This is a genomic window from Acidobacteriota bacterium (assembly GCA_028875575.1).
Lineage (GTDB): Bacteria > Acidobacteriota > Terriglobia > Versatilivoradales > Versatilivoraceae > Versatilivorator.
Genome location: JAPPDF010000086.1, coordinates 1 through 14,403 on the forward strand (window position 1 = coordinate 1; position 14,403 = coordinate 14,403).

At 61.0% G+C, this 14,403-nt stretch carries 10 protein-coding genes and 4 tRNA genes; 5 read left to right on the plus strand and 9 right to left on the minus strand.

Annotation, left to right across the window (positions count from 1 at the left end; translation table 11 throughout):
- Positions 1-159 precede the first annotated feature (159 nt).
- The 8 genes from OXI69_13470 to OXI69_13505 form a co-directional block, all read right to left on the minus strand.
- Positions 160-233, minus strand: a tRNA-Thr gene (locus OXI69_13470).
- 7 nt (positions 234-240) lie between these two features.
- A tRNA-Gly gene (locus OXI69_13475) sits at positions 241-315 on the minus strand.
- An 18-nt stretch (positions 316-333) separates the two neighbouring features.
- A tRNA-Tyr gene (locus OXI69_13480) sits at positions 334-422 on the minus strand.
- Between the two features lie 16 nt (positions 423-438).
- Positions 439-514 (minus strand) — tRNA-Thr (locus tag OXI69_13485).
- Between the two features lie 269 nt (positions 515-783).
- Positions 784-1,524, minus strand: coding sequence for a 23S rRNA (guanosine(2251)-2'-O)-methyltransferase RlmB (gene rlmB, locus OXI69_13490; GenBank protein ID MDE2667152.1), 741 nt, complete (start codon positions 1,522-1,524; stop codon positions 784-786).
- Positions 1,524-3,038, minus strand: a complete 1,515-nt coding sequence (gene gltX, locus OXI69_13495) for a glutamate--tRNA ligase (GenBank protein ID MDE2667153.1) — start codon at positions 3,036-3,038, stop codon at positions 1,524-1,526. The genes rlmB and gltX overlap by 1 nt, the downstream gene beginning before the upstream one ends.
- Before the next feature lie 126 nt (positions 3,039-3,164).
- Positions 3,165-3,866: a 2-C-methyl-D-erythritol 4-phosphate cytidylyltransferase gene (gene ispD, locus OXI69_13500; GenBank protein ID MDE2667154.1), complete on the minus strand. Its 702-nt coding sequence runs from the start codon at positions 3,864-3,866 to the stop codon at positions 3,165-3,167.
- Positions 3,863-4,801 (minus strand): PIN domain nuclease, encoded by a 939-nt coding sequence (locus OXI69_13505; GenBank protein ID MDE2667155.1) that lies wholly within the window; start codon positions 4,799-4,801, stop codon positions 3,863-3,865. Before OXI69_13505 ends, ispD begins: the two co-directional genes overlap by 4 nt.
- A gap of 448 nt (positions 4,802-5,249) precedes the next feature.
- Between OXI69_13505 and OXI69_13510 the strand changes: the two genes are divergently transcribed.
- From OXI69_13510 to OXI69_13525, 4 genes are all read left to right on the plus strand, one after another.
- Positions 5,250-7,691 (plus strand): DUF1592 domain-containing protein, encoded by a 2,442-nt coding sequence (locus OXI69_13510; protein MDE2667156.1) that lies wholly within the window; start codon positions 5,250-5,252, stop codon positions 7,689-7,691.
- Positions 7,688-9,031 carry a DUF1552 domain-containing protein gene (locus OXI69_13515; protein MDE2667157.1) on the plus strand — a complete coding sequence of 448 codons (1,344 nt, stop codon included), beginning with the start codon at positions 7,688-7,690 and terminating at the stop codon, positions 9,029-9,031. The genes OXI69_13510 and OXI69_13515 overlap by 4 nt, the downstream gene beginning before the upstream one ends.
- Positions 9,032-9,092: 61 nt before the next feature.
- Positions 9,093-10,172, plus strand: a complete 1,080-nt coding sequence (locus OXI69_13520; GenBank protein ID MDE2667158.1) for a hypothetical protein — start codon at positions 9,093-9,095, stop codon at positions 10,170-10,172.
- Between the two features lie 102 nt (positions 10,173-10,274).
- A complete protein-coding gene (locus OXI69_13525; GenBank protein ID MDE2667159.1) occupies positions 10,275-11,789 on the plus strand; it encodes a DUF3179 domain-containing protein in 1,515 nt (504 codons plus the stop codon).
- A gap of 246 nt (positions 11,790-12,035) precedes the next feature.
- On the opposite strand, the gene OXI69_13530 is transcribed toward OXI69_13525, so the two are convergent.
- Entirely contained in the window at positions 12,036-13,286 is a 1,251-nt protein-coding gene (locus OXI69_13530; protein ID MDE2667160.1) for an amidohydrolase family protein, read from the minus strand.
- Positions 13,287-13,451: 165 nt separating this feature from the next.
- On the opposite strand from OXI69_13530, the gene OXI69_13535 reads away from it, so the two are divergent.
- Positions 13,452-14,390 (plus strand): phytanoyl-CoA dioxygenase family protein, encoded by a 939-nt coding sequence (locus OXI69_13535; protein ID MDE2667161.1) that lies wholly within the window; start codon positions 13,452-13,454, stop codon positions 14,388-14,390.
- Positions 14,391-14,403: the final 13 nt, after the last annotated feature.

Here is a 14,403-nt window from a genome sequence, read left to right on the forward strand (position 1 = left end):
GATCGTCCCGATGTTGATGTGCGGCTTGCTTCGATCGAATTTCTCCTTCGCCATCTCTTACTCTCCTTGCATGCACGGGACAAGCCTCAGGAGCCATCCCAACATGAACGTGAAATCGGACCTCTTTCGGGTGTAGACGGAATGTTCAACGGAAGGCAGAGCCCACGACCAGGCTTGAACTGGTGACCTCGTCCTTACCAAGGACGCGCTCGTACCATCTGAGCTACGTGGGCATAACTCTGGAGCGGGAGACGGGGCTCGAACCCGCGACCAACAGCTTGGAAGGCTGTGACTCTACCACTGAGTTACTCCCGCCTCTAGCTTCAATCAATGTGGTGGAGAGAGGAGGATTCGAACCTCCGTAGCTCGCAAGGAGCGGCAGATTTACAGTCTGCTGCCATTAACCACTCGGCCATCTCTCCCAACGAACCCAATCGCTGGAGCTGGCGAAGGGACTTGAACCCCCGACCCTCTGATTACAAATCAGATGCTCTACCAACTGAGCTACGCCAGCCCGTTGGCAAACACCCAAACATAGCAAAAAGACACTCCCCGCGCAAGAACAAATACCGGAGGCGCTTGCAAATTTCGGCAGCGGGATCGTTGCCCGGAATGGCCACAATAGGCACAAAAACACAAATGGTGCCATTTGTGCTTTTTGTGTTTAGACAGCATTTTTTAACCAGGTCGAACCCAATATTGAGAAAGGCAGAACATCACGTTTACCGGCAAGATGAGCTGCCCCGCTGCCAATATTGCAATAAGCTCACCGGGCTATCCGTTTCAATTGCTTTGGCTGCGCCTTCGCTGACGGATGGCCTCGTAAAGCACAATACCGGCAGCAACCGACACGTTTAGCGACCGGATGGGCCCCGGGGTGGGAATCGAAGCCAGAAAATCGCATTTTTCCCGCACCAGCCGCCTCAACCCCGCTCCTTCGTTCCCCAGAACCAGTGCTGTGGCCACGGTTAAATCCAGATCCTGACAGCCGAGAGGCTGACCCGTTTCCACGCCTGCAACCCATATTCCTTTCGTCTTGAGTCGATCGATGGCTCTGGCGAGATTGCTCACGCGAGCGATGGACAGGTATTCCAGTCCACCCGCTGCCGCTTTGGAGACGGTGGCCGACACTCCAGCGGCATGGTCCTTGGTGACAATCACCCCATCCACCCCGGCGGCCGCGCAGCACCTCAAGACGGCGCCCAGGTTTCGCGGATCCTCGACCGAATCCAATGCGACCACCAGAGGCGCCGCCCCCAAACCGTCCAGGAGATCTTCCAACTCGACGTAGGGCCGGGCGGCACAGACCGCCACCACTCCCTGGTGGTTGGCCCCGCCCACGCGCTGATCCAGAAGGTTACGCGGTTCAAACCGGATGGCGTATCCCCGGCGCCTGGCAAGCTGGAGGATGGCCTTGAGTCCCGGACTGCCGGCATCCCGCGCCACAAAGAGGCACGAAACCGGTCTGGCGCCGGATCTCAGACACTCTCTCACCGGATGGATGCCGTAGATCAGTTGCTCCATCAAACAGTCGGTATCAGTCCCTGGGAAAGCATGGCGCTATGAAACTCGTCGACCCTGGCCCGACAGTCTTTGACTCGATGGGGCAACTCGAGCTGACTGCCCCCCTCGAATATGGGCACCAGCTTGTCCAGCTCCGGCCCTGAATCCTTGCCCGTCAGCGCCACCCGAATGGGATGAAAAAGCTTTCTCCCTTTTTGACCGCTGGCCGCCTTCACGCTCCGCACGATGGACGACCACTCCCGGACCACGTCGCACTCCTCATGAGAAAGCTGATTTCGGAGTTCGTCAACGACTCTTGCGGCCCCGGGCAGGGACAGCACCTGGCGTACTCCCTCATCCCGAACGGCCTTTTCCGCCTCAAAAGACCATAACTGGGGAGCCTTTTGGGAAATCTGGCTCAAGTGGTCCAGCCCGGGCAGAAAGGCCTCGACCACCAGTCCTACCCATTGGCGTACCGCGGAATCCACCTCTTTCAACAGTCCCTCCTGCCTCAGACAGGCAATGGCCCACTCGACAGCACGGGAGGGCTCGTATTCTTTCAGGTAGTGCCGGTTGAAAAAATACAGCTTTTGGATGTCGAAAACGGCCGAACTCTTCGACACTCGCTCGATGTCGAAGCTTGCAACCAGCTCTTCCGGCGAGAGGATTTCATCCTGGTCTTCTCCGGGCGCCCATCCCAGAAGGGTCAGGTAGTTTAGCAAGGCCTCCGGAAGAACTCCCAGATCCAGAAAATGTTGCAGCGAAGTTGCCCCGTGTCTCTTCGAAAGACGGTTTCGGTCGGGACCGAGAATGGTCGACAAATGAGCGAAGACCGGCAGGGGCCATCCCAGGGCCTCGTATATCAGAACCTGTCGAGGGGTGTTGGACAGGTGGTCGTCGCCCCGCACGACATGGCTGATCTTCATCGAGCCATCGTCCACAACCACCGCGTAGTTATAGGTGGGCATTCCGTTGGACCGGACCAGAATGGGGTCTCCCAAGACGGCGCTGTCGAACTTCATCTCGCCATGGACCAGATCCTGAAAGAAAACGCTGCCGGAACGGACCCTCAGGCGAATCACCGACGGATGCGAATCCTTCAGCCGTTGAGCCACCTCCCCGGCAGAAAGATTCCGGCAGGTTCCAGGATACTTCCAGGCGACTCCCGCCCGCCGTGCCTCCCGGGCCTGCCGCCCCAATTCCTCCTCACTGCAAAAACAGCGGTAGGCGGACCCGTTCTCCAACAGGGACTCGGAATGACGTGCATAAATTGCCGTGCGGCTGCTTTGACGATAGGGGCCGAACGGCCCGCCGCAATCCGGCCCCTCCTGCCAATCCAGGCCCAGCCACTTCAGATTTCGGCAAATAAGATCCTCAAAACGACTATCGGAACGAGCCCGGTCGGTGTCTTCGATTCGAATGACAAGGGTGCCTCCATACTTTTTCGCGAACAGCCAGTTGAAGACGGCGGTCCGGGCGTTTCCGACGTGCAGTTCACCGGTCGGGCTCGGAGCAAAGCGTAGACGATTGGGCATTATTGACCCACCCGCTGGAAAGCCGACAGGTTGGAAGTTTCGGGATCAGGAAGCGCCACGGATGGTTGGAATGTCGCAAGCTTCCCATGGGCTAACGCCCACGGCAAGCTGCTGCTGCCTCGCTGCTCAACTCCCAGCTCCCGGGCTGGCAGACTGCCGGACGAAGAGCTCGGCCAGCGGCAGATCGGCAGGTTTGGTGATCTTGATGTTCCGCTCGCTACCCAGCAGCACCGTTACCGGATAACCCAGACGCTCTACGAGACAGGACTCGTCGCTTGCGTAATAGTGGTCGGCACGGGCCCTTTCGAACGCTTCCTCGAGTATGTGGTAGCGAAAGGCTTGCGGAGTCTGAACCATGACAATTTTTTCACGCGGCAAAGTGGCCACCACCTGCTGTCGTTCAACTTGCTTGACCGTATCGATGCAGGGGAGGGCCACGATGGCGCTGCCCTTCTCAGCCGCCGCATCAATGACGGCCTCAATCATGTCCACCTCCACAAAGGGCCTGACACCGTCGTGAACCACCACGATATCGGTGCCGGAATCAAGAGCCCTGAAGGCGTTGTAGACCGATTCCTGGCGATGAGCTCCGCCCGCCACCAAGTGGGCAAACTCCGACAGACCCCGCTGCTCCAACTCCTGGCGGAATACGGGCATGTCCGACTCTCGGAGCGAGACGCAGGCATTCAGCACCCGGGTGCAGGCCGCGAACTTTTCCAGTGTATGGATGAGGACCGAACCGTCCCCCAGCGGAATGAACTGTTTGGGGCTGGGCGACTTCATCCGCGTCCCCACTCCCGCCGCCGGAATGATGGCAGCCACATTCATGGTCCAACGGCTTCCATCTTGTGAGAACGGTCGTGGTAGCGACCGAATATCATCTTGCCGGCCGTGGTCTGCAGGACGCTGGTGACCGAGGTGTCAATGGTCTTTCCGATCATCTTTCTGGCGTTGTCCACCACCACCATGGTGCCGTCGTCGAGGTAGGCCACCCCCTGGTTGTACTCCTTGCCCTCCTTGAGAATGAATACCTTCATGACCTCGCCGGGCAGGACGACCGGCTTGAGCGAGTTGGCCAGCTCATTGATGTTCAACACGGGAACATCTTGCAATTGAGCTATCTTGTTGAGGTTGAAGTCGTTGGTAACAATCTTGGCTTCCAGTTCCTTGGCCAGCTCGATGAGCTTCAAATCCACTTCCCGAATCTGGGGAAAGTCCTTCTCCAGGATCTGCACCTCAATCCCGGCCATTTTCTGTATCCGCTGGAGAATATCCAGACCGCGCCGTCCCCGATTCCGCTTCAGGGAATCCGCGGAATCGGCTACCTGCTGGAGCTCTCGCAGCACGAACTGGGGAATGAGCAGAATCCCGTCTATGAAGCCGGTCTCACAGACGTCAGCCACGCGTCCGTCGATGATCACGCTGGTATCCAGGATCTTGTAGTTCTTCCCGCTGCGTCTCTCTCCGGCAAAAAACCCGCCCAAAGCCGACAGGTTGAGGAGATCTCCCTTGTTGGCTCCCATCACCAGGCCGACGTAGCCCATGAAGAGGAACAGTCCAATTTGAAGAAACGACTTGGTTTGAGGGTCAATGGTAGTCTCGACCAGCATGATGCCGATCATGGCGGCTCCGCCGATGCCCATAATGGACCCGATGGCTGCACCGATGAGCTGCTTCAACGAGGTCTTTCTCAGGCGGACCTCGAAAATGATGATCGCCGCGGAAGTCACCGCACCGACGACCGCCGCCAGAGGCTTGGTCAAATCAAAAGGCTGGAAGTAGTAACAACTGAAAATGAAAACCGCACAAAACACTACCCGAATAAAGGTTGTCTCCAACAAATGGTCTCACCCCCTTCGAATCAGGACAGAACGCCCGCAACTTGGCTGGGAAAAGCCTTGATACTTGAAACGACAAATGACAAGGGAGTCACTGGCACAGGCAGGCTTTCGGCGAGAAGAAGCTCGGAGGAAACATCAACAGGCTGCCTGCCGACGTTGGTCATTTTGGAACCCCATTTCATTCGCGGCGACACCGAATCAGCTTGCCGAATCGACGAATGCCATGGGCGTTGCAGGAAGCCACATCCTGCACGGGTGCAGTATACCACTGTCCCTTTGCCTCATTCAACCGCAGCGACGTTTCGCCGGGAAGGTCTTGTCCCAGCAAGCTCAAACACTTATACTCGATGCGATCTGATTCTAGTTGAGCATGCTCGCGGTGACCCTCACCCTCTTTAGCCCCGAAGTTCGTCTCAAGGCGATTCCGGCGGCAGCCGGTCTTGGACGGCGTCCTGGGTGCCTGCCGTTTCTACTGGCGTTTCTGGCCCTTGTCGGATCCCCTTCCCTTCAGGCTTCCACCTTCGAGGGGGAGGTGAAACCCTTCCTGGCCGAACACTGCCTGCAATGCCACAACGCCAACCTCAGTACCGCCGAAATCAACCTGAGCGGCTTCGACCCCGAGCATCCGGTCCGCGATCGGCAGGACCTGTGGCAGTCCGTGTTGCGGGAGCTTCGCACCGGTCGCATGCCTCCGCCGGGAAATCCACGTCCGACCGTCGCGCAATTGAGGGAAGTGGAACGGTGGATCGAAGCCCGGCTCGAGGAAGAGGCTGCCAGCGTGGCTCCCAGCCCCGGAAGGGTTACGGCCCGGCGGCTCAACCGCAGTGAGTACGACAATACGATTCGGGACTGGTTGGGCCTCGATCTCGGTTTGTCGGAGGACTTTCCAATCGATGATACCGGTTACGGCTTCGACAACATCGGGGATGTGCTCTCGCTCTCTCCGCTGCTGATGGAAAAATACCTGGCGGCTGCCGAAGAGATTGCCGGTCGGGCCGTGGTGGTTCGGCGAAAAATCAAGCCGGTGCTGGCCCGTTACCTGGCCTCCCGAAGCCAGGCTCCCCCCTCTATCCCGGAAGGCACCCACACCGTTCCTTACTCGCTCGAAGGCAGGCTTCTCGCCCAACATTCCTTCCCCTCTCCGGGAGAGTACGAACTGCGGGTGCGGGTTGTGGACAGAAGGAGATCGCCGCCGGCCGAAGCCGGACAGTGGATACCTGCCGAGCTGCCTTCGGCCACCCTGTCCCTCCTGCTTGACGACAGGCCCCTTCAGACCTTTCACATTGCAACCGACGCATACCACAGGGGCACCTTCGACATTCGCATCAGGGTCGACTCGGGCGCGCATCGGCTGGAGGCGTCGCCCCGGTTGGATTCCGAGTCACTGGGCACCGCGCTCAACCACGCGGTTTTCGAGCACAGGGTGGAGCCCCCCCCGGAACGCCTGGTCTATGCCGATTCCATGGAAATCCTGGGTCCGTTCCAGGTGAAGCCAAAGCCCCTGACCGACAGCCATCGCCGGGTCCTGATCTGCGGGCATGACCCGGGGAAACACCTGGCGGGCTGCACCGATTCGATTCTGCGGAACCTGGCGCTGCGAGCCTACCGCCGGCCGGCAACCGAGCAGGAGATCGACCGATTGCGGGGGCTGGCAGCCTCGGCTCAAAGGCAAGGGGAACCCCTGGAACGCGGAATCCAGATGGCTCTCCAGGCCGTCCTGGTGTCACCCCATTTCCTCTTCCGACTTGAATTCGATCCGGAGGACGACCCTGCCGGCTCGGCCCACCCCCTGGGGCCCTATGAGCTCGCCTCTCGTCTTTCCTACTTTCTCTGGAGCAGCCTTCCGGACGACGAGCTGTTCGGTTTGGCCCAAAGAGCCGAACTTGACGATCCTCGAGTCCTGAGACAACAGGTGGAACGGATGCTCAAGGATCCCAGGTCCGAGGCCCTGGTGGAAAACTTTGCCGGGCAATGGCTGCAACTACGGAATCTGGAGAGCGCCCAACCCGACCCTGACCGGTTTCCTGACTTTGATGAACCGTTGCGGGAGGCCATGCGTCGCGAAACGGAGCTCTTCTTCCGTTCGATCCTGGAGGAAGACCGCAGCCTGATCGATTTTCTGGACGCCGACTACACCTTCCTCAACCAGCGACTGGCTCGACACTACGGGCATTCAGGCGTCGAAGGCCCGCACTTCCGGAGGATTGAGATTGCCGGTGAACAGCGTGGAGGACTGATTGCTCAAGCCAGCATATTGACGGTTTCCTCCTACCCGACTCGTACTTCCCCGGTCTTGCGAGGCAAATGGATCCTGGAAACCCTGCTGGGCACCCCACCTCCGCCGCCCCCCGAGATGGAGACACTCGAGGAGGAACCAAACGGTGCGCACATGACACTCCGGGAGCGGCTGGAGAAGCACCGGAGCCAGCCGGCCTGCGCCGCCTGCCACCTGAAGATGGACGCCCTGGGCTTCGGATTGGAAAACTATGATGCTGTGGGAGCCTGGCGGACGGATGACGGCGGGGTTCCGGTGGACACCGCCGGAGAGTTGCCGGGTGGACGCTCCTTTCAGGGACCGAAGGATCTCAAGGCGCTGCTGGCCGACACGGAGCGCGATGCATTCGTTCGCTGTCTCACCGAAAAAATGTTAACCTACGCCCTGGGAAGAGGCCTGGAACCCTACGACAAGCCTGCGGTGGACCGGATCTGCCTGGAGTTGGAAAACAACGGCTTCAGATTCAGCCAACTGGTCCAATCGATCGTCGAGAGCCTGCCGTTCCAAATGAGGACCACCAACGGAGGAGGATCATGACGCCACGACATCTTCCACGCCGAACCTTTCTGCGTGGGATGGGAGTAGCCATCGGACTTCCCTGGCTGGATGCCATGGTGCCCGCCTTTGCAGCCAAGGTGCCGGTCTCGGCCGATTCACCGACCCGCCTGGCCTTTGTCTATGTTCCCAACGGGATCATCATGTCCGACTGGACGCCGGCCAGCGAGGGTTCCGACTTCGAACTGCCGTCCATCCTTCAGCCTCTGAAAGATTACCGGGACGACTGTCTGTGGCTCAGCGGACTGACCCACAACAACGGCCGTGCCCTCGGCGACGGTCCGGGCGACCATGCGCGGGCCGCGGCTTCCTATCTCACCGGAGTCCATCCCAGGAAGACCCAGGGAGCGGATATCCGAAACGGCATCTCGGTAGACCAGATTGCGGCTCAGGCCGTCGGTGGCCAGACCCGGTTTGCCTCTCTGGAATTGGGGCTTGAACATACCCGACTGGTCGGCAATTGCGATTCCGGCTACAGTTGCGCCTACAACAACAGCATTTCCTGGCGCAGCCCCACCAGTCCCATGCCGCCCGAGGTCAGTCCGCGCTCGATCTTCAATCGCCTCTTCGGCGCCCCTCGGGATGCGGACCAGACCCGCAAAACCAGCGCCAAGGACCGGGCCAGCATTCTGGACCTGGTCCAGGACGAGACGCGCAGTCTCTTCAATCGCCTGGGTCCGGTGGACCGGCGCAAGCTGGACGAATACCTGTTTGCTGTCCGCGACATCGAGAAACGGATCGAGTCGCTCGAGAACGCACCGGCCGCGCTGGTGCCGGACATGGACATACCCGCAGGCATCCCCATCGATTTTGCAGAGCACCTGCGGCTCCTGTTCGATCTGCAGACGGTGGCGTTCCGGACGGACCTGACCCGCATAACGACTCTGATGATGGGGCGGGAAGGCAGCAATCGCACCTACCGGGAGATTGGCGTGTCCAATGCTCACCACGGACTCACTCACCACCAGGGGAACCAGTCCAAGATCGAGCAGATCATCAGGATCAATCGCTACCACACGCAACAGTTTGCCTACTGGCTGGGACAACTCAAGTCGATTCCCGACGGCGACGGCAGCCTGCTGGACAGCCTGATGATTGTCTACGGCAGCGGTCTCAGCGACGGCAACGAACACCTGCATCACGACCTGCCGGTGATGGTCGCCGGACGGGGTTCGGGCAGTCTCCATCCCGGCCGCCACATCCGCTATCCCGACGAGACCCCGTTGACCAACCTTTACATGACCCTGCTGAGCCACATGGGCATCCATCCCGAATCGATCGGCGACAGCAACGGCCAACTAAAGCTTCTGTCGGAGATTTGATCCTGGTCCACCGGTGGCGAATTCCGCACTCAACAGATTCCGAGCCGTGACCGGGAGCGCCGTGGTTATCACGCTCCTGGCCGTCAGCGCGCCAATGCACGCCGAAACCCTCTTCAACGGCCGTCCTTCCCTGATTCTGGAGGGCCGGGCCGCTCGGTTGGTGGTGGATCTCGGGGGAGGTTCATTGGTGGACTTCCGCCTGAGCGGTCACTCCGTCAACCCTCTCCAGTGGGACCCGGGGGAATCGGTGGTCTTGAAGCCCCTGGGCCACTTTCTCTGCCTGGATCGCTGGGGCGCGCCCTCGGAAGCCGAAGAACGCAACGGAATGTTCTTTCACGGGGAGGCCAGCCGCGTGGAGTGGACGGTTCTGGAGGGACCGGCTCGCAAGGGTGGCGCCGTGGAAGCGACTATGTCGGCCCTGCTTCCCATGGCTGGACTCGAGGTCTTGCGGACCGTTCGCCTGTCCGACTCGTCGGCGAGCTGCATCGTCTCCGAAAGCGTCACCAACAGAAACAAGCTGGGTCGTATCTACAACATGGTCCAGCACCCGACGATCGGCCCCCCGTTCCTGGACGAGGGCACTCTGGTCGACAGCAACGCACGCAAGGGCTTCATGCAGACCAGCCCCCTGCCCAATCCGGAGGAGCCGGCGGTTTATTGGCCCCAGGCGCTCAAGCAGGGCCAACCCCTGTCGCTGCGCCGACTGGCGGACGACTCCGACCCCAACGTGGTCTCTTTCGTCTTTGACGAGGACCTTGGCTGGATCACCGCCAGCAGCCCCTCGCAAGGGTTGCTGATCGGGTACCTGTGGAGCACTGCGGAATACCCCTGGCTCAACATCTGGCGCCACTCGGAGAACGGCAAACCGCAAGCGCGGGGCCTGGAGTTCGGAACCAGCGGACTGCACCACCCCTTCCCCATCCTGGTCGAGAAGGGCAGGATCTTCGGTCGACCGCTCTACGTCCACCTGGACGCCGGTCAGACCACGGTGCGGTCTTATCTGGCCTTCCTGTTCAAGATCCCCGAAGATTACCGGGGGGTCGCCGGCCTGACCTGGCGGGACCGTCGCCTGGTCATCCGTGAGCTGGGAGGAAACAGTGACCGGGACCTGAGCATGACGACCGGAGATTTCGCTCCCTGAAGAGGTGCCGGCCCGTTCTCGCGGACTCGGCAATCCCACCGGCCAACCTGTTTCCTCAAAAAGGCCGTCTGAATACCTGGGCGGATGCCGAAGGCGGGCCCGATGAGCCGTTGGTCCGCCCCTGTCCTCTTCTCCGGCCAGACCACTTCCGCCGGCGGGATCATGAGCGCACCCTGGAAAACCAAAATCCCCGAGAGAACTCAGTGCTGCCCCGGGAAAACCCGTAGGCTGCTGTCCTGCCTGCCGGGGCCGGCCCTTGTTCTGGCGGCTCTCACCCTGATACCGAGCCAGGCCGCGCCGCCCCAGGACGACACCGATGACTATCCTCCCCTGGAGTTATTCTTTCAGGCGGGAGCCGTCGAGGACGCCGATGCCAAACCCGCCCTGGAGGCCATCAGCCGCTCCTGGCGAGACACCTATACCGCCATGCTGGTCGAACTGAGCGGTCCCACCTATCCGGAAATCAAGAGTCGGCTCTTTCGCTTCCTCACCAAGCAGACCGGCCAATTCTTCGGACAGGACAGCCAGCGCTGGTTGAGGTGGGTCTGGAAGCAACCCTACGCACCCCATCCTGAATACCTCATCTTCAAGCGATCCTTCTACAAGATCATCGATCCCCGCATGGTCAAGTTCTTCCCGCCGGCTGCCCGCTCCCTGGTCCGGCTGGACGAGGTGCAGTGGGGAGGGGTGAAGGTCAACGGCATTCCTCCCCTGGACCACCCCGAGAATATTCCGGCCAGTGAGGCCGACTACCTCAAGGACAGCCACGTCGTTTTCGGTCTATCGGTGGGGGGCAGTGCTCGGGCCTACCCCAAGCGGATTCTGGCCTGGCACGAGATGGCGCTGGACAAATTGGGCGGCACCGGGATTACCCTGGTCTACTGCACGCTCTGCGGCACCGCCATTCCCTACAAGAGCGTCGTCGGGGGGCGGCACCGGACCTTCGGCACCAGCGGACTGGTCTATCGGGCCAACAAGCTGATGTTCGACCACGAGTCCAACAGTCTGTGGTCCACCCTGCTGGGAACGCCCGTGATCGGCAAACTGGCGGGATCCGGTCTCAAGCTGGAGTCGCTTCCCATCGTGACCACCCGCTGGGGAGAATGGCGGAAAAAACACCCCGACACCACCGTCCTGTCTCTGGACACGGGGCATGAGCGTGACTACAGGGAGGGTCAAGCCTACAAGCAATATTTTTCCACCGATTCGCTGATGTTCCAGGTGGCCGAGAGGGACAAGCGCCTGAGAAACAAGGCTGAAATCCTGGGGATCGTGCTCTCCCCCTATTCCCCCGACGGCAAGGAGCAGCCACTGGCGGTCAGCTCGAGATTCCTGAAGAAGAATCGGGTGTTCCGGACCGGGCTGGCCGGTCACTCACTGACCATCCTGACGACCCGGGCCGGCGCCAACCGTGTCTTCAAGACCGGAAAGGAAAGGTTCCAGCGGCTGTTGCGGGATGACCGGGTGGTCGACGACAGCGGAAAAACCTGGAAAATGAAGGAAGACGGCCTGATTTCCGAGGAAAACCCCGACCGGGTATTGCCTCGAGTCCCGGCCTTTCGCGCCTTTTGGTTCGGCTGGTTCGCCCAATACCCCGAGACCCGGCTGATCAAGTAAACTAGCCCGCATTTCTCACCAGGCCGCTGAGCCTACGGTAGTTACGTATTCGTGTTTAACATCCTGCGGCGCTTTGTATGGAGTCTTCAGCCTACACACGGTGCTGGGCGCGCCCTGGCTTGTCCTTTTCCCCTCAGCGCATCCATGCTCGCTCGACCGTAGTGACCGCTACGCTCTTCGCTCCCGAGCACGCGCTGAGGGGAAAATGCCTGCGCCATGATCACGCCCCCTGGTGAGAAACGCGGGCTAATCGGGGGGATGTGGGTCTCGCACCTCCAGGAGGTCCCAGGCCGCTCTCTGCCTGGCGATGGCCGACGAATTGGGCCATTGGGCCGGCGAGGTGATTCGTCCCGGCACTCCCGCTCGCCACACGGCCCGAGCACGGAGGCGCTGTCGGACTCGACGCAGTTGCGATTGGCAGTCCTCCAATTCGGTGTCGACCCCATCCAGCGAGAGCACCGTCACATCCGCCTCCCTCCCGACTGCCAGGCTTCCGATGCGGTCCTCCCAGCCGATGGCCCTGGCCGGCTCGATGGTGGTCCGGCCAATGACTTCCGCCAGCGGCAGACCCAGGTGAAGCAGCTTGGTCATGACGGTCGGCAAGTCGTAGGCCGGGCCTTCGCAGGTTCCGCTGTGGAGGTCGCTGCTGATGGTGTCGGGCCAAAAGCCCTGCTGAAAGCTCAGCTCGGCAACCGTCCAGTTGAAGGATCCCTGCCCAAAACCCACGTCGAATAACACGCCCCTTTCCCGCGCCGCTCGCACCGCGGGATCCAAATGCCCGTCCGAGCGGACGATGGTGCTGCGAAATCCATGGTAGGTGTGGGTATAGATGTCACCCGCGGCCATCTTGCCCGGGCAGTCCGCCAGGCTCACCGTAGAGAGAGTGTGGTGAACCATCAGCGGAAGCCGGACCGCACGAGCCGCGGCCAAGGCCCGGCGATAGGCTTCGGCTTCGTTGCGCCCCTCATCGGCCAGCGAGGCCGAGAGACGGACCTTGACTCCCGCAATCAGGTCTCGATTGGCGTTCACGCAGTCGATGCAGCCCTGAAGGTCGGCCAGGTCCAGCAGATCCAGCTCTCCCGGCGTGGCCTTGTCACCGCCCAGCTTGGCGAATGCCAGCCCGGCGCAGGAGATGTTGAGCAGCGCCAGCAGGCGTGTCCGGCTGGGCCGGCAGGCATAGATTCGAAAGCCTTCAAAAGTGCTGCAGCCGGCACTGCCGGTATCGAGTGCGGTCGTCACCCCTCGACCCAGGCAGTAGTGGTCCACGTCGATGCCCAGCGGGGTGACGTGCTCGTAACCATGCATGTGCAGATCGATCAGGCCGGGAACCACCAGCAAACCCCCGGCATCGAATCGCTGGTCGGAGGTTTCCGCCCGTGCCGACCGCGTCAACAGGGAAATGCGGCCATCCCGGATACACAGGTCCAATTGAGCGTCCACCCGATTGGCCGGGTCCACCACCCGGCCTCCGGCGATGATCCAGTCGTGATGCGCCATGGGAACTCCCTCGGAGAAAACCCGAGGCCCACCTGGAATAGGTGTTTTCCCCGGGTGGAATTAACAGTAAGATTCGACTGGGTTCAGGGGATCCCGGGCTCCCCTGGCCGTGCATCCGGCAATGAGAGCATCCCGGCTCGCATTCCTGACCCATTCGGCGGCGACATGAAAAAAGCGATCGATCTCGAGGCGGCCATCAGACATCTCGACCAGGAGGGATACGTGGTGCTCGAAGGTGTCCTGGACCGAAAGCGGCTGCAGCGGATTCGAGGGGAAGTCGACCGGCTCTTCGAGCAGGAACAGCGGCAGCCATTCGACCCGGGTGACGGTCCCGGGGGATCCGACGACGACGCCATCGAAGCCTTCATCTCGGAGAGCTACACCGCCTCCGAGGCCGAAGTGGCTCGAATCATGAAGAGGATTCGCCACACGCGCGCGCTCAACGGGAACACCTCCTGGCCGGTGCCCCCCAACCAGGTCATGAAGCTCTTCTTTCACCTCCCGCTGCTCTTCGATCAGGATCGGTCTCAACGCATCATGAATCTGCCGGCCAAGTCGAATACGGCACTGCAGTTGGTTGAAGAACCCCATGTCCTGAAACTGGTCCGGGGGGTCCTGGGCGAGGACTGCGTGCTCTCGGATCTGAGCGCCACCAGCATCGGCGCCCATGCCACCGAGGGGGGAGCCTGGCACGTGGATGTGCCCCTGGGTCAACTGGCCGAACCCCTGCCCGATTTCCCCTTGACCGTCCAGAATGCCTGGATGCTGGACGATTTCACCGCCGAAAACGGCGCCACCCGGGTCGTGCCTCGAAGCCACAAGTTGAGGAAGAAGCCCGTCTGGGCCCCCCAACAGGAACAGCAGGAAGCGATCCTGACCGCGCCCGCGGGGTCGGTGGCCGTTTGGCTGTCCAATACCTGGCACCGCTCGGGTCCCAACACCACCGACCGTCCCCGCCGGGCATTGCTCGGCTACTATTCCCGTTCCTGGGTCAAACCCTTCAGCGACTACCGCACCTGTTTTTCCAAGCGGAAACTGGATGAACTCTCCCCTACCCTGAGATACCTGCTGGGCTTCTCCGCCAACGGGATCGTGCGGGGATGACCGGGTTGAGCCC

What these genes read in the sequence shown, in the direction of transcription:
- gltX (MDE2667153.1), bottom strand. Translation starts at nt 3,038, where the DNA reads ATGCCCAATCGTCTACGCTTTGCTCCGAGCCCGACCGGTGAACTGCAC.
- OXI69_13510 (MDE2667156.1), top strand. Translation starts at nt 5,250, where the DNA reads ATGCTCGCGGTGACCCTCACCCTCTTTAGCCCCGAAGTTCGTCTCAAG.
- OXI69_13530 (MDE2667160.1), bottom strand. Translation starts at nt 13,286, where the DNA reads ATGGCGCATCACGACTGGATCATCGCCGGAGGCCGGGTGGTGGACCCG.
- rlmB (MDE2667152.1), bottom strand. Translation starts at nt 1,524, where the DNA reads ATGGAGCAACTGATCTACGGCATCCATCCGGTGAGAGAGTGTCTGAGA.
- OXI69_13525 (MDE2667159.1), top strand. Translation starts at nt 10,275, where the DNA reads ATGAGCCGTTGGTCCGCCCCTGTCCTCTTCTCCGGCCAGACCACTTCC.
- OXI69_13535 (MDE2667161.1), top strand. Translation starts at nt 13,452, where the DNA reads ATGAAAAAAGCGATCGATCTCGAGGCGGCCATCAGACATCTCGACCAG.
- ispD (MDE2667154.1), bottom strand. Translation starts at nt 3,866, where the DNA reads ATGAATGTGGCTGCCATCATTCCGGCGGCGGGAGTGGGGACGCGGATG.
- OXI69_13515 (MDE2667157.1), top strand. Translation starts at nt 7,688, where the DNA reads ATGACGCCACGACATCTTCCACGCCGAACCTTTCTGCGTGGGATGGGA.